Here is a 21043-nt window from a genome sequence, read left to right on the forward strand (position 1 = left end):
TCCATAAGAAAGCGGGGTGACGTAACTACGTCATTCCGCTTTTTTGCAGCCTGCGATCGCCCTTTCAGGTTTTATTTACGGGAGGTCTTCTTGACTAAGCCAGCCATACTCGCCCTTGCTGATGGCAGCATTTTTCGCGGCGAAGCCATTGGAGCCGACGGTCAGACCGTTGGTGAGGTGGTGTTCAACACCGCAATGACAGGCTATCAGGAAATTCTTACCGATCCTTCCTACGCCCAGCAGATCGTTACCCTGACTTACCCGCATATCGGCAACACCGGCACCACCCCTGAAGACGCAGAGTCGGATCGCGTCTGGTCCGCCGGTCTGGTCATTCGCGACCTGCCTTTGGTAGCCAGCAACTGGCGTAACAAGCTGTCCCTCGGTGATTACCTGAAAGCCAACAACGTCGTTGCCATTGCTGGCATCGACACACGTCGCCTGACCCGCATCCTGCGTGAGAAAGGCGCCCAGAACGGTTGCATCCTGGCTGGCGATAACATCACCGAAGAGGCGGCCATCGCCGCTGCCCGCAGCTTCCCGGGCCTCAAGGGCATGGACCTGGCCAAGGAAGTCTGCACCAAGGACACGTACGAGTGGCGTTCCAGCGTCTGGGATCTGAAAACCGACAGCCATCCTGAAATCGCCGCCTCCGAGCTGCCTTATCACGTGGTCGCCTACGATTACGGCGTCAAGGTCAACATCCTGCGCATGCTGGTCGAGCGCGGTTGCCGCGTGACCGTGGTGCCGGCGCAAACGCCTGCCAGTGAAGTGCTCGCCTACAAGCCGGACGGCGTTTTCCTGTCCAACGGCCCAGGTGATCCGGAGCCGTGCGATTACGCCATCAAGGCGATCAGGGAAGTGCTGGAAACCGACATTCCGGTGTTCGGCATCTGCCTCGGCCACCAGTTGCTGGCGCTGGCCGCGGGTGCCAAGACCGTGAAGATGGGCCACGGCCACCACGGTGCCAACCACCCGGTCCAGGATCTGGACACCGGTGTGGTCATGATCACCAGCCAGAACCACGGTTTTGCGGTGGATGAGGCAACCCTGCCGAGCAACGTTCGCGCCATTCACAAGTCGCTGTTCGACGGCACCCTGCAGGGTATCGAACTGACCGACAAGAGCGCATTCAGCTTCCAGGGTCACCCTGAAGCGAGCCCGGGCCCGAACGACGTCGCGCCTTTGTTCGATCGCTTTATCGAAGCCATGGCCAAGCGCCGCTGACCGGTTGCCTTGAGACTGTAATACGCAGGTGCCCAGGGCGGCCCCGGACTCAGTGTCCGGTCGCTGCCGCCCAGGCCACCTCAGACAAATGTTCAAGACGGCTTGCCGACTGACCTGCGGATTTGAGTGACAACCCATGCCAAAACGTACAGATATTAAAAGCATCCTGATTCTCGGCGCCGGCCCCATCGTGATCGGCCAGGCCTGTGAATTCGACTACTCCGGCGCCCAGGCCTGCAAGGCTCTGCGTGAGGAGGGTTACCGCGTCATCCTGGTGAACTCCAACCCGGCCACCATCATGACCGACCCGGCCATGGCCGACGCCACCTACATCGAGCCGATCAAGTGGCAGACCGTTGCCAAGATCATCGAAAAGGAACGTCCGGACGCACTGCTGCCAACCATGGGTGGCCAGACGGCTTTGAACTGCGCACTGGATCTGGAGCGCGAAGGCGTTCTGGAGAAGTTCGGTGTCGAAATGATCGGCGCCAACGCTGACACCATCGACAAGGCTGAAGACCGTTCGCGCTTCGACAAGGCGATGAAGTCCATCGGCCTGGCGTGCCCGCGCTCCGGCATCGCGCACAGCATGGAAGAAGCCAACGCGGTTCTTGAAAAGCTCGGCTTCCCTTGCATCATCCGTCCGTCGTTCACCATGGGTGGCACCGGCGGCGGTATCGCTTACAACCGTGAAGAGTTCGAAGAAATCTGCGTCCGTGGTCTGGACCTGTCGCCAACCAAGGAACTGCTGATCGACGAATCGCTGATCGGCTGGAAAGAGTACGAGATGGAAGTGGTCCGCGACAAAAAGGACAACTGCATCATCGTCTGCTCGATCGAGAACTTCGATCCGATGGGTGTGCACACCGGTGACTCGATCACCGTGGCGCCGGCACAGACCCTCACCGACAAGGAATACCAGATCCTGCGTAATGCCTCGCTGGCAGTGCTGCGCGAGATCGGCGTTGAAACCGGTGGCTCCAACGTTCAGTTCGGCATCTGCCCGAACACCGGCCGCATGGTCGTGATCGAAATGAACCCGCGTGTATCGCGCTCTTCGGCGCTGGCCTCCAAGGCGACCGGCTTCCCGATCGCTCGCGTTGCCGCCAAGCTGGCAGTGGGCTACACCCTCGACGAGCTGTCGAACGAAATCACTGGCGGCAAGACCCCGGCATCGTTCGAGCCGTCGATCGACTACGTCGTCACCAAGCTGCCGCGCTTTGCCTTCGAGAAATTCGCCAAGGCCGATGCGCGTCTGACCACTCAGATGAAGTCGGTCGGTGAAGTCATGGCCATCGGCCGTACCTTCCAGGAATCCCTGCAGAAAGCCCTGCGCGGCCTGGAAGTCGGTGTCTGCGGTCTTGATCCGAAGCTGGACTTGAGCCACCCGGAAAGCATGAGCACGCTCAAGCGCGAGCTGACCGTGCCGGGCGCCGAGCGTATCTGGTATGTCGCCGACGCCTTCCGCGCCGGCATGACGGTCGAAGAAATCTTCGCCATGAACATGATCGACCCATGGTTCCTGGTGCAGATCGAAGACCTGATCAAGGACGAAGAGAAGATCAAGACTCTGGGTCTGTCGTCGATCGACCGCGACCTGATGTTCCGTCTCAAGCGCAAGGGTTTCTCCGACGCGCGTCTGGCCAAGCTGCTGGGCGTTACCGAGAAGAACCTGCGGACGCATCGTCACAAGCTGGAAGTGTTCCCGGTCTACAAGCGCGTCGACACCTGCGCAGCCGAGTTCGCAACCGACACCGCGTACCTGTACTCGACCTACGAGGAAGAGTGCGAAGCCAACCCGTCTACGCGTGACAAGATCATGATCCTGGGTGGTGGCCCGAACCGCATCGGTCAGGGTATCGAGTTCGACTACTGCTGCGTACACGCCGCGCTGGCACTGCGTGAAGACGGTTACGAGACCATCATGGTCAACTGCAACCCGGAAACCGTCTCCACTGACTACGACACCTCGGACCGTCTGTACTTCGAGCCGGTCACCCTGGAAGACGTGCTGGAAATCGTCCGTGTCGAGAAGCCGAAAGGCGTGATCGTCCAGTACGGTGGCCAGACGCCTCTGAAGCTGGCGCGCGCTCTTGAAGCTGCCGGTGTGCCGATCATCGGCACCAGCCCTGATGCCATCGACCGTGCCGAAGACCGCGAGCGCTTCCAGCACATGGTCGAGCGTCTGAACCTGCGTCAGCCGCCAAACGCCACTGTGCGCAGCGAAGACGAAGCGATTCGTGCCGCAGCGAAGATCGGTTATCCACTGGTGGTGCGTCCGTCCTATGTGCTGGGTGGCCGTGCGATGGAAATCGTTTATCAGGAAGACGAACTCAAGCGTTACCTGCGCGAAGCGGTTCAGGTGTCCAACGACAGCCCTGTGCTGCTGGACCACTTCCTGAACTGCGCAATCGAGATGGACGTCGATGCGGTCTGCGACGGTACCGACGTGGTGATCGGCGCGATCATGCAGCACATCGAACAGGCGGGCGTTCACTCCGGTGACTCCGCGTGCTCGCTGCCGCCTTATTCGTTGCCGGCTCACATACAGGACGAGATGCGCGAGCAGGTCAAGAAGATGGCGCTGGAGCTGGGCGTTGTCGGCCTGATGAACGTGCAGCTGGCGCTTCAGGGCGAAGATATCTACGTCATTGAGGTCAACCCGCGCGCATCGCGTACCGTGCCATTCGTTTCCAAGTGCATCGGTGTTTCCCTGGCGATGATCGCTGCCCGCGTGATGGCAGGTAAAACCCTGAAAGAGCTGAACTTCACCAAGGAAATCATTCCGAACTTCTACAGCGTCAAAGAGGCAGTGTTCCCGTTTGCCAAATTCCCTGGCGTTGACCCGATTCTCGGCCCGGAAATGAAATCGACCGGTGAAGTGATGGGCGTGGGCGACACCTTCGGCGAAGCCTTTGCCAAGGCCCAGATGGGCGCGAGCGAAGTGCTGCCGACTGGCGGTACCGCGTTCATCAGCGTGCGTGACGATGACAAGCCTCTGGTTGAAGCGGTCGCTCGTGACCTGATCAATCTCGGTTTCGAGATCGTTGCCACCGCAGGCACTGCCAAGCTGATCGAAGCGGCAGGCCTGAAAGTGCGTCGCGTCAACAAGGTGACCGAAGGCCGTCCGCATGTGGTCGACATGATCAAGAATGACGAAGTCACCCTGATCATCAACACTACCGAAGGTCGCCAGTCGATCGCGGATTCCTACTCCATCCGTCGCAACGCCTTGCAGCACAAGATTTACTGCACCACTACCATTGCAGCAGGCGAAGCGATCTGTGAAGCGCTCAAATTCGGTCCAGAGAAGACCGTACGCCGCTTGCAGGATCTCCATGCAGGACTGAAGGCATGATCAAATACCCAATGACCGTTCAGGGCGCTCGCGCCCTGGAAGAAGAGCTGACCCACCTGACCAAGGTGGTCCGTCCCAAGTTGAGCCAGGACATCGGTACTGCGCGCGAACTGGGCGACCTCAAGGAAAACGCCGAATACCACGCTGCCCGCGAGCAGCAGGGGATGGTCGAGGCGCGTATTCGTGATATCGAAGGCCGCATGCAGAACGCTGTGGTCATCGACGTCACGACTATTCCGCACACCGGCAAGGTTATCTTCGGCACGACAGTCGAAATCGCCAACGTCGAGACTGACGAAAGCGTGGTCTATCAGATCGTGGGTGAAGACGAAGCGGACATCAAGAAAGGCAAGATTTCAGTGGGTTCGCCCATCGCCCGTGCCTTGATTGCCAAGGAAGAGGGTGATGTCGTTGTCGTGAAAACGCCTAGCGGCGTTATCGAGTACGAAATCATCGAAGTGCGTCATATCTGATGCTGGCGCCCGTGTTTACGGGCGCTTTCAGCGGCAAAAAAGAGTCAGGGCACGCTTTTGGCGGCCCTGACTTCTGTTTTTATCCGTGCGCGCGGTGGACGTTGGACAGTTGCTTGTTTACCTTTGGGTTCTTGCGATAGATCAACGCCATTTTGCCGATGACCTGGACCAGGTCGGCAGAACCGGCCTTGCACAGTTCTGCGATGGCACCGAGACGGCTTTCGCGGTCGAGGATGTTGAGCTTGATCTTGATCAGCTCATGATCGCTCAGTGCGCGTTCAAGCTCTGCAAGTACACCTTCAGTCAAACCATTGTCAGCCACGATCAATACCGGTTTCAGATGGTGGCCAATGGATTTGTATTGTTTCTTCTGCTCTGGAGTGAGCGGCATAATCTGACCTCTGCGTCTGATCTTTTAAAAGCGGCGGCCAGTTTACCCGAGCGAGTCCGGGACCGCCCAGTTAATCACGACTCGTTTATTTTTGAGGTGCCCCGTGGCCCGTTCCAAGACAAGCCATAACTGGCTCAAAGAACACTTCGACGACAAGTACGTCAAAATGGCGCAGAAGGACGGTTACCGTTCGCGTGCCAGCTACAAGCTGCTCGAGATCCAGGAAAAGGACAAACTCATCCGTCCGGGCATGACCGTTATCGACCTCGGCGCAGCGCCGGGAGGCTGGTCACAGGTGACCAGTCGTCTGATCGGCGGTCAAGGTCGTCTGATCGCTTCCGACATCCTTGAAATGGACAGCATCCCCGATGTGACCTTCATTCAGGGGGATTTCACCGAGGATGCGATTCTTGAGCAGATCCTCGAGGCAGTCGGTAATACGCAGGTAGACCTTGTGATTTCCGATATGGCCCCCAATATGAGTGGATTGAGCGCTGTAGATATGCCGCGTGCAATGTTTCTCTGCGAATTGGCGCTCGATCTCGCTGGTCGGGTACTGCGTCCCGGTGGCGATTTTCTGATCAAGGTCTTCCAGGGTGAAGGCTTCGATGTCTACCACAAGGATATTCGCAAGCTGTTCGACAAGGTGCAGATGCGCAAGCCGTCGTCGTCCCGCGACAGATCACGTGAGCAGTACCTGCTGGCTCGCGGCTTTCGCGGCATTGATGGCGCGGCCAGCATCGAACGTTTTTGACAAGGCGCGATAGCTTTTTTCAAATGGCGTTACCGATGCAGCATGACTGAACATTATGTTGTCAAAGTTTCACAAAGGGTTACAGACGGTGTCTGCCGTATCTGTAGGTTCTGTAGTAAGTTAGGTCGGTGAATATCATGCGAGGCACGCTTGCTGCGTGGAGCTTGCTTCAGAGGGTAGCTAATTGAACGATATGGCAAAGAATTTGATCCTGTGGTTGATCATCGCGGCTGTCCTTGTGACGGTGATGAACAACTTCTCCAGCCCTAACGAGCCGCAGAACCTCAACTATTCCGAGTTCATCCAGCAGGTCAAGGATGGCAAGGTCGAGAAGGTTTCTGTAGACGGCTACGTCATTACGGGCAAGCGCAGCGATGGCGACACCTTCAAGACCATCCGCCCGAACATTCCGGACAATGGCCTGATCGGTGATCTGGTCAGCAACAACGTCGTGATCGAAGGCAAGCAGCCTGAGCAGCAGAGCATCTGGACCCAGTTGCTGGTGGCCAGCTTCCCGATACTGGTAATCATCGCGGTGTTCATGTTCTTCATGCGCCAGATGCAGGGCGGGGCGGGCGGCAAGGGCGGCCCGATGAGCTTCGGCAAGAGCAAGGCGCGTCTGTTGTCAGAAGATCAGGTCAAGACGACCCTGGCTGACGTTGCCGGTTGCGACGAAGCCAAGGAAGAAGTCGGCGAGCTGGTCGAATTCCTCCGCGATCCGGGCAAGTTTCAGCGCCTGGGCGGTCGGATCCCGCGCGGTGTGCTGATGGTCGGCCCTCCGGGTACCGGTAAGACGCTGATCGCCAAGGCGATTGCCGGCGAGGCTAAGGTTCCGTTCTTCACGATTTCCGGTTCCGACTTTGTCGAAATGTTCGTGGGTGTCGGTGCAAGCCGCGTTCGCGACATGTTCGAGCAAGCCAAGAAGCACGCACCGTGCATCATCTTCATCGACGAAATCGACGCGGTCGGCCGCCATCGTGGTGCCGGCATGGGCGGTGGTCATGATGAGCGTGAACAGACTCTCAACCAGTTGCTGGTCGAGATGGACGGTTTTGAAATGAATGACGGCATCATCGTCATTGCCGCAACCAACCGCCCTGACGTACTGGATCCGGCTCTGCTGCGTCCAGGTCGTTTCGACCGCCAGGTGGTTGTAGGTCTGCCGGACATTCGTGGCCGCGAGCAGATCCTCAAGGTTCACATGCGCAAGGTTCCAATGGGCGAAGACGTCAACCCGGGTGTTATCGCTCGCGGTACGCCGGGCTTCTCCGGTGCGGATCTGGCCAACCTGGTCAACGAAGCGTCGCTGTTCGCTGCTCGCTCCGGCAAGCGCGTTGTAGAGATGAAAGAGTTCGAGCTGGCCAAGGACAAGATCATGATGGGCGCCGAGCGCAAATCGATGGTCATGTCCGATAAGGAAAAGCGCAACACGGCTTACCACGAAGCGGGTCACGCTATCGTCGGGCGTCTGGTGCCAGAGCATGATCCGGTCTACAAGGTCTCCATCATCCCGCGCGGTCGTGCGCTGGGTGTGACGATGTTCCTGCCGGAAGAAGACCGTTACAGCCTGTCCAAGCGTGCGTTGATCAGCCAGATCTGCTCGCTGTACGGTGGTCGTATCGCGGAAGAGATGACCCTCGGCTTCGATGGCGTCACGACCGGTGCCTCCAATGACATCATGCGTGCCAGCCAGATTGCCCGGAACATGGTCACCAAATGGGGGCTGTCTGAAAAGCTCGGCCCGCTGATGTACTCGGAAGACGAAGATGCAGGTTACCTGGGTCGCGGCGGCAGCCAGAATTCCAGTGTTTCCGGCGATACTGCCAAGCTCATCGACTCCGAAGTGCGCAGTATCATTGACCACTGCTACGGCACCGCCAAGCAGCTGTTGACGGACAATCGCGACAAGCTGGAAGCGATGGCCGACGCGCTGATGAAGTACGAAACCATTGATGCCGACCAGATTGACGACATCATGACCGGTCGTACTCCGCGTGAGCCGCGTGACTGGGGTGGTGGTTCGGGTACCAACGGTACTCCGATAACCCCTGACCCTCGTCCGGAAACGCCGATTGGCGGCCCTGCTGCCGAGCACTAAGGCCTGACATGACATCTGCGCTGTATCCAACCCGGTTGCCTTGCGGCAACCGGGTTCTTGATTTGGCCCATACGCACGTGATGGGTATCCTCAACGCAACCCCAGACTCATTTTCCGACGGCGGCCGCTACGGCCAGCTCGATGCTGCGCTGCGTCATGCCGAGGCGATGGTGCAGGCAGGCGCGACGCTTATCGATGTCGGTGGCGAGTCGACCCGTCCGGGTGCCCGTCCTGTCTCTGCGTCGGAAGAGGTCGAGCGTGTGGCGCCGGTGGTCGAGGTCATCGCGCGCGAGCTGGATGTGATCATCTCCGTGGATACCTCCACGCCTGAGGTCATGCTGGCGACCGCTGGGCTGGGTGCCGGGCTCATCAATGACGTTCGTTCGCTGCAGCGCCCTGGCGCGCTTGAGGCGGCCGCAAGCACGGGGTTGCCGGTATGTCTCATGCACATGCTCGGCGAGCCTGGAACCATGCAGGATGACCCGCACTACGATGATCTGGTGGGCGAGGTCTGTGCCTTCCTGGCTGAGCGTATGAAGCAGTGCGTCGCTGCGGGAATCGGTCAGCAGCAGATCATCCTTGATCCGGGCTTTGGCTTTGCCAAGACACTGGAGCACAATCTGAGCCTGTTCAAGCATATGGAAGCGCTGCATGCGCTGGGTCGGCCTTTGCTGGTGGGTGTTTCGCGCAAGAGCATGATTGGCGCTGTGCTGGGCCGTACCGTTGACCAGCGTCTGTCCGGCGGGCTCGCCCTGGCGGCTTTGGCAATGGCCAAAGGGGCAAGAATTCTACGTGTGCATGATGTCGCCGAAACGGCTGACGTGGTGCGCATGATCGCAGCTGTCGAATCAGCTGAATAACAACAGTGGGGCATTCATGACTACCAGAAAATATTTCGGAACCGACGGCATTCGTGGTCGCGTAGGGCAATTTCCGATCACGCCCGAGTTCATGCTGAAACTGGGTTGGGCGGCCGGCATGGCTTTCCGCAAGATGGGCGCCTGCCGGATACTTGTCGGCAAGGACACGCGCATTTCCGGCTACATGTTCGAGTCAGCCCTCGAGGCCGGCCTCTCCGCTGCGGGTGCCGATGTTCTCTTGCTGGGCCCGATGCCAACGCCGGCCATTGCCTACCTGACACGTACCTTCCATGCCGAGGCGGGCATCGTCATCAGTGCCTCGCATAACCCGCACTACGACAACGGCATCAAGTTTTTCTCCGGTCAGGGCACCAAACTGCCCGACGAGATCGAAATGATGATCGAAGAGCTGCTCGACGCACCGATGACCGTGGCCGAGTCCGAGAACCTCGGCAAGGTCTCGCGGATCAACGACGCTGCCGGACGTTACATCGAATTCTGCAAAAGCAGCGTGCCTACCAGCACCGACTTCGCTGGCCTCAAGGTCGTCATCGACTGCGCCCACGGTGCGACCTACAAGGTAGCGCCCAACGTATTCCGTGAGCTGGGCGCGCAGGTGGTGGTGCTTTCCGCGCAGCCTGACGGGCTCAACATCAACAAGAACTGCGGTTCCACGCACATGGAAGCCCTGCAGGCAGCGGTGCTCGCAGAGCATGCCGACATGGGCATCGGTTTCGACGGTGACGGCGACCGCGTGTTGATGGTCGATCACACCGGGACCATCGTTGATGGCGACGAATTGCTCTACATCATTGCCCGTGACCTGCACGAGCGGGGTCGCCTGCAGGGCGGTGTCGTCGGCACACTGATGAGCAACCTGGGGCTTGAACTGGCCCTGGCCGAGCAGGGGATTCCCTTTGTTCGGGCCAATGTCGGTGACCGCTATGTGATCGCCGAACTGCTTGAGCGCAACTGGCAGATTGGCGGCGAAAACTCCGGTCATATCGTCTGTTTCCAGCACGCCACCACCGGCGACGCCATTATCGCCTCACTGCAGGTCATATTGGCTCTGCGTCGCAGCGGTGTAAGCCTGGCCGAAGCGCGTCTGAAATTGCGCAAATGCCCGCAGATCCTGATCAACGTGCGCTTCGCGGGTTCGGGCGTCGACCCGGTTTCGCATCCGTCGGTACAGGAGGCCTGCGCACGCGTCACCGAGCAGATGGCCGGGCGCGGCAGGGTGCTGCTGCGCAAATCGGGTACCGAGCCGTTGGTGCGCGTAATGGTCGAAGGCGAGGACGAAACGCAGGTCAGGGCGTACGCCGAAGAACTCGCAAAACTGGTTACTGAAGTTTGCGCCTGATTTCGGCTTGCCAGTGTCGGAACTGTTGGGTAACATCTGCGCCCACTTTGACCCACGAGGTGTAGCATGCGTCGCCCAATGGTAGCTGGTAACTGGAAAATGCACGGTACCCGCGCCAGCGTCGCTGAGCTGATCGAGGGTTTGTGCTCGCAGTCGTTGCCAGGAAGCGTCGACATCGCCGTAATGCCTGCCAGTCTGTTCACCTTTCAGGTGATCGACGGGCTCAAGGCGACGTCGATCATCGTCGGTGCGCAGGATGCAGCCATTCAGGCTGAGCAGGGCGCGCTGACGGGTGAAGTCGCATCGAGTCAGCTGGCTGATGCAGGTTGCAAGCTGGTACTTGTCGGGCACTCCGAGCGTCGTCAGTTGATTGGCGAACAGGATGATGTTCTGAACAAGAAGTTTGCGGCGATTCAGGCGAAAGGTCTGACACCTGTGCTTTGCATCGGTGAAGCGCTGGAAGAGCGCAAGGCGGGGCAAACGCTTGAAGTGGTAGGGCGTCAGCTGGACAGTGTCATCGCCGAGTTTGGCGTCAATGCACTGGTCAACGCTGTCATTGCCTACGAGCCGGTCTGGGCTATTGGCACCGGATTGACAGCTTCGCCTCAGGAAGCCCAGGAAGTGCACGCAGCAATCCGTGCGCAACTGGCAAAAGAGAATGCCGAAGTCGCACAAGGCGTGCGACTTCTCTATGGCGGCAGCGTGAAGGCGGCCAATGCGGTCGAGCTCTTCAGCATGCCGGATATCGATGGGGGGCTCATTGGTGGAGCTTCCCTGAATGCAGATGAGTTCGGTGCGATCTGTCGCGCCGCGGGAAACTGAAAAAATGCTGGAAACAGTCGTAATCGTTTTTCACCTGTTGGGCGCTTTGGGCGTTGTCGCTCTGGTATTGCTGCAGCAGGGTAAAGGTGCCGACGCAGGTGCGTCGTTCGGAGCAGGTGCATCAAATACTGTCTTCGGAGGTCAAGGAACCTCTACCTTTCTCAGTAAGTTTACTGCTATACTTGCGGCATGTTTTTTCATAACCAGCTTGGGGTTAGGTTACTTTGCTAAAGAGAAAGCTCAACAGCTGACTCAAGTAGGTTTGCCAGACCCAGCAGTGCTGGAAGTGAAGCAAAAGCCGGCAGCAGATGATGTACCGGTTCTCGAAGGGCAAAAGCCAGCCGCTGTTCCAGCTGACGTACCTCAAGCCCCAGAGAAGAAGTAATACAGAATTCGGCGATGTTCGTGAGGTCGCCAAAAAGAGTTGTAATGCCGAGGTGGTGGAATTGGTAGACACGCAACCTTGAGGTGGTTGTGCCCATAGGGTGTAGGGGTTCGAGTCCCCTTCTCGGTACCAATTAACAGGAGAGCCCGCACTAGCGGGCTTTCTTGTAGGTGGATGTTGGATTGACCCAGCAATGGATCGGTCGTATACTTCCGCCCCAGCTTTGTCGCGGGGTGGAGCAGTTTGGTAGCTCGTCGGGCTCATAACCCGAAGGTCGTTGGTTCAAATCCAGCCCCCGCAACCAGTTTTAGCGGAGCCCCTTTTAAGGGGCTTTTTGTTAGCTGGACAGTACATGACGTCGATGTTCAGCGGCGTTTTCAGGGATGGGCTTTTGCCCATTTTTTTATTTCTAAAGCATGCACGAGGGGGTTCAGGTGTCGAGCAAGCTAGAACAGTTGCAGGACTTGTTGGCCCCAGTGGTCGTGGCCCTTGGCTACCAATGCTGGGGAATCGATTTCAGTTCCCAGGGCAAGCATTCGGTGCTGCGCATTTATATCGACAAGGAAGGGGGCGTTCTGGTCGACGACTGTGCAATCGTCAGTCGCCAGATCAGCGGTGTATTGGACGTAGAAGATCCAATCAGCACCGAGTACACCCTCGAAGTATCTTCTCCTGGCATGGAGCGCCCGCTGTTCACTATTGAGCAGTTTGCTTCGTACGCCGGGGAACAAGTGAAAATAAAGCTGCGTTCACCTTTCGAAGGTCGACGCAACTTTCAAGGCCTTCTCCGCGGGGTGGAGGAGCAGGATGTCGTGGTGCAGGTTGAAGACCATGAGTTCCTGTTGCCGATCGACATGATCGACAAGGCCAACATTATTCCCACGTTTGACTGAGACGTGCCGGTTACTGCGGATCCCGCGGATCCAATGGCTTGCGAAAGGCGAGGCGTACGATGAGCAAAGAAGTACTGCTGGTTGTTGAGTCGGTGTCCAATGAAAAGGGCGTTCCGGCAAGTGTCATTTTTGAAGCACTGGAGCTGGCTCTTGCCACTGCTACCAAGAAACGTTTTGAAGATGAAGTAGAACTGCGTGTAGAGATCAATCGCCAGACAGGCAACTACGAGACTTTCCGTCGCTGGACAGTTGTCGAAGACGAAGATCTGGACGATCCTGCTTACGAGTTGGCTGTGGATCAGGCCCAGGCGAAAAAGCCGGGTGCTGTTGCCGGCGACCTGATCGAAGAAAAAATCGATTCCATCGAATTCGGTCGTATCGCTGCGCAGACCGCCAAGCAAGTCATTGTGCAGAAAGTTCGCGAAGCCGAGCGTGCTCAGGTAGTCGATGCCTACCGCGAGCGTCTGGGTGAAATCATTTCTGGTACTGTTAAAAAGGTTACACGTGACAATGTCATCGTTGACCTGGGTAACAATGCCGAAGCCTTGCTGGCTCGTGAAGACATCATTTCCCGGGAAACTTTCCGGGTCGGTGTTCGCGTCCGTGCTCTGCTGAAGGAAATTCGCACCGAAAACCGTGGCCCTCAGCTGATCCTGTCGCGTACTGCGCCAGAGATGCTGATCGAGCTTTTCCGCATTGAAGTGCCGGAAATTGCCGAAGGTCTCATCGAGGTGATGGCTGCCTCCCGTGACCCGGGTTCTCGTGCGAAAATCGCTGTTCGCTCCAAGGATAAACGAATCGATCCGCAAGGTGCCTGTATCGGCATGCGCGGTTCGCGAGTTCAGGCTGTTTCCGGCGAGCTGGGTGGCGAGCGTGTGGATATCGTTCTTTGGGACGATAACCCGGCGCAGTTCGTGATCAATGCAATGTCCCCTGCAGAAGTAGCGGCAATCATCGTAGATGAAGACGCGCATGCAATGGATATCGCAGTGGGAGCGGACAACCTGGCCCAGGCTATTGGTCGTGGCGGTCAGAACGTGCGTCTGGCAAGTCAGTTGACTGGCTGGACCCTGAACGTAATGACCGAATCGGACATCCAGGCCAAGCAGCAAGCTGAAACCGGTGACATCCTGCGCAACTTCATCGAAGAACTCGAAGTCGATGAAGAATTGGCACAGGTGCTGGTTGATGAAGGCTTCACCAGCCTGGAAGAGATTGCCTACGTACCGTTGGAAGAAATGCTCAACATCGACGGCTTTGACGAAGACATCGTCAACGAGCTTCGCGCTCGTGCCAAGGATCGTTTGTTGACTAAAGCCATCGCTACAGAGGAAAAGCTGGCAGACGCCCATCCGGCCGAAGACCTGCTCTCGCTTGAGGGTATGGACAAGGATTTGGCGATGGAACTGGCGGTGCGCGGCGTAATTACCCGCGAAGACCTGGCCGAGCAGTCTATAGATGACCTGCTCGACATCGACGGCATTGACGATGATCGTGCCGGCAAGTTGATCATGGCCGCCCGAGCCCACTGGTTCGAGTAATTGGGCGCGGCCTGAGGAGAGAAGTGCATGACGCAAGTCACGGTGAAAGAACTGGCCAAAGTGGTCGACACACCGGTAGAGCGCCTGTTACAGCAGATGCGTGAGGCAGGTCTGCCGCACACCGCCGCCGAGCAAGTTGTGACCGATAACGAAAAACAAGCCTTGTTGACGCACCTGAAAAGCGGTCACAAGGCCAAGGTGGAAGAGCCTCGCAAGATTACCTTGCAGCGCAAGACCACCAGCACCCTGCGCGTTGCTGGCAGCAAAAGCATCAGCGTTGAAGTGCGCAAGAAGAAAGTCTTTGTGCAGCGTAGCCCGGAAGAGATCGAAGCCGAGCGCAAGCGCGAGATGGATGAACGCCGTGCGGTAGAAAACGCCGCTCGTCAAAAGGCTGAAGAAGAAGCCAAGCGTCGCGCTGAAGAAGATGCGCGCAATCAGCCTGCTGCAAGTCAGCCAGCTTCGGCTCCGGCCGAGCCTGTTGCTGCCGCCGAGCCTGTGCGTGAAGCATCGCCAGCCGCTGCTCCGGCACCGGCCAGCGCAGCGCCTTCTGCCGATGCTCGCAAGCGTGACGAACAGCGTCGCCCTGACAAGCCTCGTGCTGACGATCGCAACGCCCGTGGCGGCGACGGGGAGCGTAAAAACGCTCCGCATCGCGCTTCGGTCAAGGAGAAGGCTCCGGCCCCTCGCGTTGCTCCTCGCACTACCGACGAAGAAAGCGACAGCTTCCGTCGCGGTGGTCGTGGCAAGGGCAAGCTGAAGAAGCGTAACGCTCATGGTTTCCAGAGCCCTACCGGCCCGGTTATCCGCGACGTTGCCATTGGCGAGACCATCACTGTCGGCGAATTGTCGGCACAGATGTCGGTCAAGGCTGCTGAAGTCATCAAGTTCATGTTCAAGATGGGCACCCCGGTGACCATCAACCAGGTACTGGATCAGGAAACTGCCCAGTTGATCGCCGAAGAGCTGGGCCACAAGGTCACGCTGGTCAGCGACAACGCCCTGGAAGATTCCCTCGCCGAATCGCTGAAGTTCGAAGGTGAGTCGTTCTCCCGTGCACCGGTTGTGACCGTAATGGGCCACGTCGACCACGGTAAGACCTCGCTGCTCGACTACATCCGTCGTGCCAAGGTTGCAGCTGGCGAAGCCGGCGGCATCACCCAGCACATCGGTGCCTACCACGTTGAAACCGAACGCGGCATGGTCACGTTCCTCGACACCCCTGGTCACGCCGCGTTTACCGCCATGCGTGCTCGTGGTGCCAAGGCAACGGATATCGTGATTCTGGTTGTTGCGGCTGATGACGGCGTGATGCCTCAGACCATCGAAGCTGTTCAGCATGCTGTTGCGGCTGGCGTTCCGTTGGTGGTTGCGGTGAACAAGATCGACAAGCCTGGTGCTGACCTCGATCGTATCCGCAGCGAGCTGTCGGTCCATGGCGTGACGTCCGAAGAGTGGGGCGGTGATACGCCTTTCGTTTCGGTCTCCGCGAAGATGGGTACTGGCGTCGACGAATTGCTGGAAGCTGTTCTGCTGCAGGCCGAAGTCCTGGAACTCAAGGCAACCCCGTCGGCCCCTGGTCGTGGTGTTGTTGTCGAGTCCCGTCTGGACAAGGGCCGTGGTCCGGTCGCTACTGTTCTGGTTCAGGACGGTACGCTGCGTCAGGGCGACATGGTACTGGTCGGTTCGAACTTCGGCCGCATCCGCGCCATGCTCGACGAGAACGGCAAGCCGGTCAAAGAAGCAGGTCCTTCCATCCCTGTCGAGATCCTCGGCCTGGACGGTACACCGGACGCTGGCGACGAGATGAGCGTGCTGTCGGACGAGAAGAAAGCCCGTGAAGTGGCTCTGTTCCGTCAAGGCAAGTTCCGCGAAGTCAAACTGGCCCGTGCTCACGCTGGCAAGCTGGAAAACATCTTCGAGAACATGGGTCAGGCAGAGAAGAAGACGCTCAACATCGTCCTCAAATCTGACGTACGCGGTTCCCTCGAAGCGTTGAACGGCGCCTTGAACGGTTTGGGTAACGACGAAGTGCAAGTGCGCGTGGTCGGTGGCGGTGTCGGTGGTATCACCGAGAGCGACGCCAACCTGGCACTGGCCTCCAACGCTGTACTGTTCGGCTTCAACGTGCGTGCCGATGCCGGCGCGCGCAAGATCGTCGAGCAGGAAGGTCTGGATATGCGTTACTACAACGTGATCTACGACATCATCGAAGACGTCAAGAAGGCCCTTACCGGCATGCTTGGCAGCGACGTCCGGGAGAATATCCTGGGTATCGCCGAAGTCCGCGATGTGTTCCGTTCGCCGAAATTCGGCGCGATCGCAGGGTGTATGGTTCTGGAAGGCACTGTCTACCGTAACCGTCCGATTCGTGTTCTGCGCGAAGACATCGTTATCTTTGAAGGCGAGCTGGAATCCCTGCGCCGCTTCAAGGACGACGCTGCCGAAGTACGTGCAGGCATGGAATGCGGTATCGGCGTCAAGAGCTACAACGACGTCAAGGTTGGTGACAAGATCGAAGTCTTCGAGAAGGTCCAAGTGGCTCGCAGCCTCTAAATCGCGAGCTTCAGGAGTCATGGTGGGAGCCTCGCATGCAAATGCTCTGCTTTCCCCATGGGCTCTAAACGCAACGCCCGGTCTGGCAATTGTCAGGCCGGGCGTTTGCCGCTTTCAGACTGTCAGGGTTTGGTCCCGGATCAGTAACAGGTAACAAGCATGGCAAAAGAATACAGCCGTACCCAACGTATCGGCGATCAGATGCAGCGCGAACTGGCGCAGCTGATCCGTCGCGAAATCAAGGACCCACGCGTGGGTCTGGTCACCATCACCGCCGTAGACGTCAGCCGTGACGTGGGTCATGCGAAGATTTTCATGACCGTCATGGGCCAGGACAGCGCGGAAGAAATCGCGCAGACCATCAAGGTGCTCAACTCTGCCGCAGGTTTCCTGCGTATGCAGCTGGCCCGCGAGATGAAGCTGCGCAGCGTGCCTCAACTGCATTTCCACTATGACGAAAGCGTCGTGCGTGGCGCGCATCTTTCGGCACTGATCGAGCGTGCCGTGGCAGAAGACGGTCAGCATCAGGAAGGCCCTGCATCGCCGGATGCAAAGCCTGAAAGTACCGAGGAATAAAGAGTGGCTCAGGTCAAGCGTATACGCCGCAATGTCAGCGGGATCATCCTGCTCGACAAGCCACTGGGTTTCACTTCCAACGCCGCTCTGCAAAAGGTTCGCTGGCTGCTCAATGCCGAGAAAGCCGGGCACACCGGCAGCCTTGATCCTCTGGCAACGGGCGTTCTGCCGTTGTGTTTTGGTGAAGCGACCAAGTTCTCTCAGTACCTGCTCGATTCGGACAAGTCCTACGAGACCCTGGCGCAACTGGGCAAGACCACTACCACTGCCGACTCTGAAGGCGAGGTTTTGCTCACGCGTCCGGTGACCGTTGGTCGCGACGATATCGAAGCGGTTCTGCCGCATTTTCGCGGACAAATCAGTCAGATACCTCCCATGTACTCGGCCCTCAAACGTGATGGTCAGCCACTTTACAAGCTGGCACGTGCAGGGGAAGTAGTGGAGCGCGAGCCCCGTTCTGTTACTATTGCGCGCCTGGAATTACTTGCTTGCGAAGGTGACACAGCACGTCTGTCTGTCGATTGCAGCAAGGGCACCTATATCCGCACGCTGGTCGAGGATATCGGTGAGAAGCTTGGTTGTGGTGCTTACGTCGCAGAGCTGCGTCGTACCCAGGCCGGGCCTTTCACGCTGGCTCAGACAGTGACGCTGGAAGAGCTCGAGCAGGTGCATGCCGACGGCGGCAATGAAGCGGTTGACCGTTTCCTGATGCCATCGGACAGCGGTCTGCTGGACTGGCCGCTGTTGAAGTTTTCGGAACACAGTTCGTTCTACTGGTTGCATGGTCAGCCAGTGCGCGCGCCGGACGCACCGAAATTCGGTATGGTTCGCGTGCAGGATCACGAAGGTCGCTTCATCGGTATCGGTGAAGTCGCCGAAGACGGGCGCATTGCGCCGCGTCGCTTGATTCGGTCAGAGTGACCGAAACCACTCCATCCGCCGGCTTGCCGGTGAATGGGGTGGAACGAGGATGGCTGTCAACAGGCACGGTCATACCTCATTTTTTAATACGAGGATCTGTCCTCGGCCTGTTGGAAACGTTTCTCCGGAAGCGCTTCCTTGCACAAAAGGATTGCCCACATGGCACTCAGCGTTGAAGAAAAAGCTCAGATCGTAACCGACTACCAGCAAGCTGTTGGTGACACTGGTTCGCCAGAAGTGCAAGTTGCACTGCTGACCGCCAACATCAACAAACTGCAAGGCCACTTCAAGGCCAACGGTAAGGACCACCACTCGCGTCGTGGTCTGATCCGTATGGTAAACCAGCGTCGCAAGCTGCTGGATTACCTGAAAGGTAAGGACGTTAGCCGTTACAGCGCCCTGATCGGTCGTCTGGGTCTGCGTCGCTAATAACGACGTTGCTAGAGGTTGGTTGTCTGTCACGATCCGTCGGGTTTTCCCGGTGGCTCTGGCAGGCTCCCAGCCTCAAGTTTTATCTGGGCTGTGGAAGGGGCCGATTCCCCACACTGCCCAAGAATTCGCAAGAAACCAGTTCCCCAAGAGCCACAAAGAAAGGTAGGAAACCGTGAACCCGGTAATCAAAAAGTTTCAGTTCGGTCAATCGACCGTAACCCTCGAGACAGGCCGTATCGCCCGTCAAGCCTCTGGTGCAGTATTGGTCACCGTTGACGACGACGTCAGCGTACTCGTGACTGTGGTCGGCGCCAAACAGGCTGACGCTGGCAAAGGCTTCTTCCCTCTGTCCGTGCACTATCAGGAAAAAACCTACGCTGCCGGCAAGATCCCTGGTGGTTTCTTCAAGCGTGAAGGCCGTCCTTCCGAGAAAGAAACCCTGACTTCGCGCCTGATCGACCGTCCGATCCGCCCGTTGTTTCCAGAAGGCTTCATGAACGAAGTGCAGGTTGTCTGCACCGTCGTCTCCACCAGCAAGAAAATCGATCCGGACATCGCTGCGATGATCGGTACTTCGGCTGCCCTGGCTATCTCCGGTATCCCGTTTGACGGTCCGGTCGGTGCTGCGCGCGTTGCTTTCCACGAAAGCACCGGCTACCTGTTGAACCCGACTTACGAGCAGCTGCAGGCTTCGAGCCTGGACATGGTCGTTGCCGGTACTTCCGAAGCCGTACTGATGGTTGAATCGGAAGCCAAAGAGCTGACCGAAGACCAGATGCTGGGCGCCGTACTATTTGCGCATGACGAGTTCCAGGTCGTGATCAACGCCATCAAGGAACTGGCTGCCGAAGCCGCCAAGCCTACCTGGGCCTGGCAGCCGAAGCCTGAAGCGACTGAACTGCTGGGCGCTATCCGCTCCGAGTTCGGCGACGCGATCTCCCAGGCTTACACCATCACTGTCAAAGCCGACCGTTATGCACGTCTGGGCGAGCTGAAAGATCAGATCGTTGCCAAACTGGCTGTGGAAGAAGGCAGCCCGTCTGCCAGCGAAGTCAAAGCCGCTTTCGGCGAAATTGAATACCGCACCGTTCGCGAAAACATCGTTAACGGCAAGCCGCGTATCGATGGTCGTGACACACGTACCGTTCGTCCTCTGAACATCGAAGTGGGCGTTCTGCCGAAGACTCATGGTTCGGCACTGTTCACCCGTGGCGAAACTCAGGCGCTGGTCGTTGCCACACTGGGTACTGCGCGTGACGCACAGCTGCTCGACACCCTCGAAGGCGAGAAAAAAGACCCCTTCATGCTGCACTACAACTTCCCTCCGTTCTCGGTGGGCGAGTGTGGTCGCATGGGCGGCGCAGGTCGTCGTGAAATCGGTCACGGCCGTCTGGCCCGTCGCAGCGTTCAGGCCATGCTGCCAGGCGCTGACGTGTTCCCGTACACCATTCGTGTCGTGTCGGAAATCACCGAGTCCAACGGCTCCAGCTCCATGGCTTCGGTCTGCGGCGCTTCCCTGGCTCTGATGGACGCTGGCGTGCCGATGAAGGCGCCGGTTGCCGGTATCGCCATGGGCCTGGTCAAGGAAGGCGAGAAGTTCGCCATTCTGACCGACATCCTGGGTGACGAAGACCACCTGGGCGACATGGACTTCAAGGTAGCCGGTACCTCCAAAGGTGTTACCGCGCTGCAGATGGACATCAAGATCAAGGGCATCACCGAAGAAATCATGGAGATCGCCCTGGGCCAGGCCCTGGAAGCTCGCCTGAACATCCTCGGTCAGATGAACCAGATCATCGGTCAGTCGCGTAACGAACTGTCGGCCAACGCGCCGACCATGATCGCGATGAAGATCGACACCGACAAGATCCGTGACGTGATCGGCAAGGGTGGCGCAACCATCCGTGCCATCTGCGAAGAGACCAAGGCTTCGATCGACATCGAAGACGACGGCTCGATCAAGATCTTCGGCGAATCCAAGGAAGCGGCTGAAGCAGCACGTCAGCGCGTTCTGGGCATCACCGCAGAAGCGGAAATCGGCAAGATCTACGTCGGCAAGGTTGAGCGCATCGTCGACTTCGGCGCATTCGTCAACATCCTGCCGGGCAAGGACGGTCTGGTTCACATTTCGATGCTGAGCGATGCTCGCGTAGAGAAAGTGACCGATATCCTCAAGGAAGGTCAGGAAGTCGAAGTACTGGTACTGGACGTCGACAACCGCGGCCGTATCAAGCTGTCGATCAAGGACGTAGCCGCAGCGAAAGCATCGGGCGTCTGATTGATCTGAGCGACATGTGAAAAAGGACTCTTCGGAGTCCTTTTTTTATGAGCGCAATTAGGGCTTTACGAATGGGGGCGTGCAAACTGCTTGGCCCAAACATGCATCTTGCAAGCCCGGG

At 58.2% G+C, this 21043-nt stretch carries 17 protein-coding genes and 2 tRNA genes; 18 read left to right on the forward strand and 1 reads right to left on the reverse strand.

Annotation, left to right across the window (positions count from 1 at the left end; genetic code table 11):
- The first annotated feature begins 90 nt into the window (after positions 1–90).
- From carA to greA, 3 genes are all read left to right on the forward strand, one after another.
- Positions 91–1227 (forward strand): glutamine-hydrolyzing carbamoyl-phosphate synthase small subunit, encoded by a 1137-nt coding sequence (gene carA, locus JOE33_RS18615; RefSeq protein WP_010427736.1) that lies wholly within the window; start codon positions 91–93, stop codon positions 1225–1227.
- A 136-nt stretch (positions 1228–1363) separates the two neighbouring features.
- Entirely contained in the window at positions 1364–4585 is a 3222-nt protein-coding gene (gene carB, locus JOE33_RS18620; protein WP_187624936.1) for a carbamoyl-phosphate synthase large subunit, read from the forward strand.
- A complete protein-coding gene (gene greA / locus JOE33_RS18625) occupies positions 4582–5058 on the forward strand; it encodes a transcription elongation factor GreA (protein ID WP_010427740.1) in 477 nt (158 codons plus the stop codon). The genes carB and greA overlap by 4 nt, the downstream gene beginning before the upstream one ends.
- 79 nt (positions 5059–5137) lie before the next feature.
- Here the strand turns inward: greA and JOE33_RS18630 are convergent, their stop codons facing one another.
- On the reverse strand, positions 5138–5449 hold the full coding sequence (locus JOE33_RS18630; RefSeq protein ID WP_003340569.1) for a YhbY family RNA-binding protein: 312 nt from the start codon (positions 5447–5449) through the stop codon (positions 5138–5140).
- A gap of 103 nt (positions 5450–5552) precedes the next feature.
- Here JOE33_RS18630 and rlmE point away from each other — a divergent pair, with 103 nt between their 5' ends.
- The 15 genes from rlmE (at position 5553) to pnp (ending at position 20922) form a co-directional block, all read left to right on the forward strand.
- The gene (rlmE, locus tag JOE33_RS18635; protein WP_003313635.1) at positions 5553–6203 is read left to right on the forward strand and encodes a 23S rRNA (uridine(2552)-2'-O)-methyltransferase RlmE; all 651 of its coding nucleotides are present in this window, start codon (positions 5553–5555) and stop codon (positions 6201–6203) included.
- A gap of 193 nt (positions 6204–6396) precedes the next feature.
- Positions 6397–8301, forward strand: a complete 1905-nt coding sequence (gene ftsH / locus JOE33_RS18640; protein ID WP_003313633.1) for an ATP-dependent zinc metalloprotease FtsH — start codon at positions 6397–6399, stop codon at positions 8299–8301.
- A gap of 8 nt (positions 8302–8309) precedes the next feature.
- Positions 8310–9161 carry a dihydropteroate synthase gene (gene folP, locus JOE33_RS18645; RefSeq protein ID WP_010427747.1) on the forward strand — a complete coding sequence of 284 codons (852 nt, stop codon included), beginning with the start codon at positions 8310–8312 and terminating at the stop codon, positions 9159–9161.
- A 16-nt stretch (positions 9162–9177) separates the two neighbouring features.
- Positions 9178–10521, forward strand: coding sequence for a phosphoglucosamine mutase (gene glmM, locus JOE33_RS18650; protein WP_024683451.1), 1344 nt, complete (start codon positions 9178–9180; stop codon positions 10519–10521).
- A 66-nt stretch (positions 10522–10587) separates the two neighbouring features.
- Positions 10588–11343: a triose-phosphate isomerase gene (tpiA, locus tag JOE33_RS18655; RefSeq protein ID WP_187624937.1), complete on the forward strand. Its 756-nt coding sequence runs from the start codon at positions 10588–10590 to the stop codon at positions 11341–11343.
- 4 nt (positions 11344–11347) lie between these two features.
- Positions 11348–11728, forward strand: coding sequence for a preprotein translocase subunit SecG (gene secG, locus JOE33_RS18660; protein WP_003313628.1), 381 nt, complete (start codon positions 11348–11350; stop codon positions 11726–11728).
- A gap of 46 nt (positions 11729–11774) precedes the next feature.
- Positions 11775–11860, forward strand: a tRNA-Leu gene (locus JOE33_RS18665).
- A gap of 95 nt (positions 11861–11955) precedes the next feature.
- Positions 11956–12032 (forward strand) — tRNA-Met (locus JOE33_RS18670).
- A 130-nt stretch (positions 12033–12162) separates the two neighbouring features.
- On the forward strand, positions 12163–12621 hold the full coding sequence (rimP, locus tag JOE33_RS18675) for a ribosome maturation factor RimP (RefSeq protein ID WP_002555126.1): 459 nt from the start codon (positions 12163–12165) through the stop codon (positions 12619–12621).
- Between the two features lie 59 nt (positions 12622–12680).
- The gene (gene nusA / locus JOE33_RS18680) at positions 12681–14162 is read left to right on the forward strand and encodes a transcription termination factor NusA (RefSeq protein WP_003340582.1); all 1482 of its coding nucleotides are present in this window, start codon (positions 12681–12683) and stop codon (positions 14160–14162) included.
- Between the two features lie 27 nt (positions 14163–14189).
- Positions 14190–16715 carry a translation initiation factor IF-2 gene (gene infB / locus JOE33_RS18685; RefSeq protein ID WP_010427755.1) on the forward strand — a complete coding sequence of 842 codons (2526 nt, stop codon included), beginning with the start codon at positions 14190–14192 and terminating at the stop codon, positions 16713–16715.
- 159 nt (positions 16716–16874) lie between these two features.
- On the forward strand, positions 16875–17291 hold the full coding sequence (gene rbfA, locus JOE33_RS18690; protein ID WP_010427757.1) for a 30S ribosome-binding factor RbfA: 417 nt from the start codon (positions 16875–16877) through the stop codon (positions 17289–17291).
- A gap of 3 nt (positions 17292–17294) precedes the next feature.
- Positions 17295–18212 (forward strand): tRNA pseudouridine(55) synthase TruB, encoded by a 918-nt coding sequence (truB, locus tag JOE33_RS18695; protein ID WP_004416157.1) that lies wholly within the window; start codon positions 17295–17297, stop codon positions 18210–18212.
- 159 nt (positions 18213–18371) lie between these two features.
- Positions 18372–18641, forward strand: coding sequence for a 30S ribosomal protein S15 (rpsO, locus tag JOE33_RS18700; protein WP_002555121.1), 270 nt, complete (start codon positions 18372–18374; stop codon positions 18639–18641).
- A 175-nt stretch (positions 18642–18816) separates the two neighbouring features.
- On the forward strand, positions 18817–20922 hold the full coding sequence (gene pnp, locus JOE33_RS18705) for a polyribonucleotide nucleotidyltransferase (protein WP_010427759.1): 2106 nt from the start codon (positions 18817–18819) through the stop codon (positions 20920–20922).
- Positions 20923–21043 lie beyond the last annotated feature (121 nt).

Source organism: Pseudomonas sp. PvP027 (assembly GCF_017833005.1).
Lineage (GTDB): Bacteria > Pseudomonadota > Gammaproteobacteria > Pseudomonadales > Pseudomonadaceae > Aquipseudomonas > Aquipseudomonas congelans.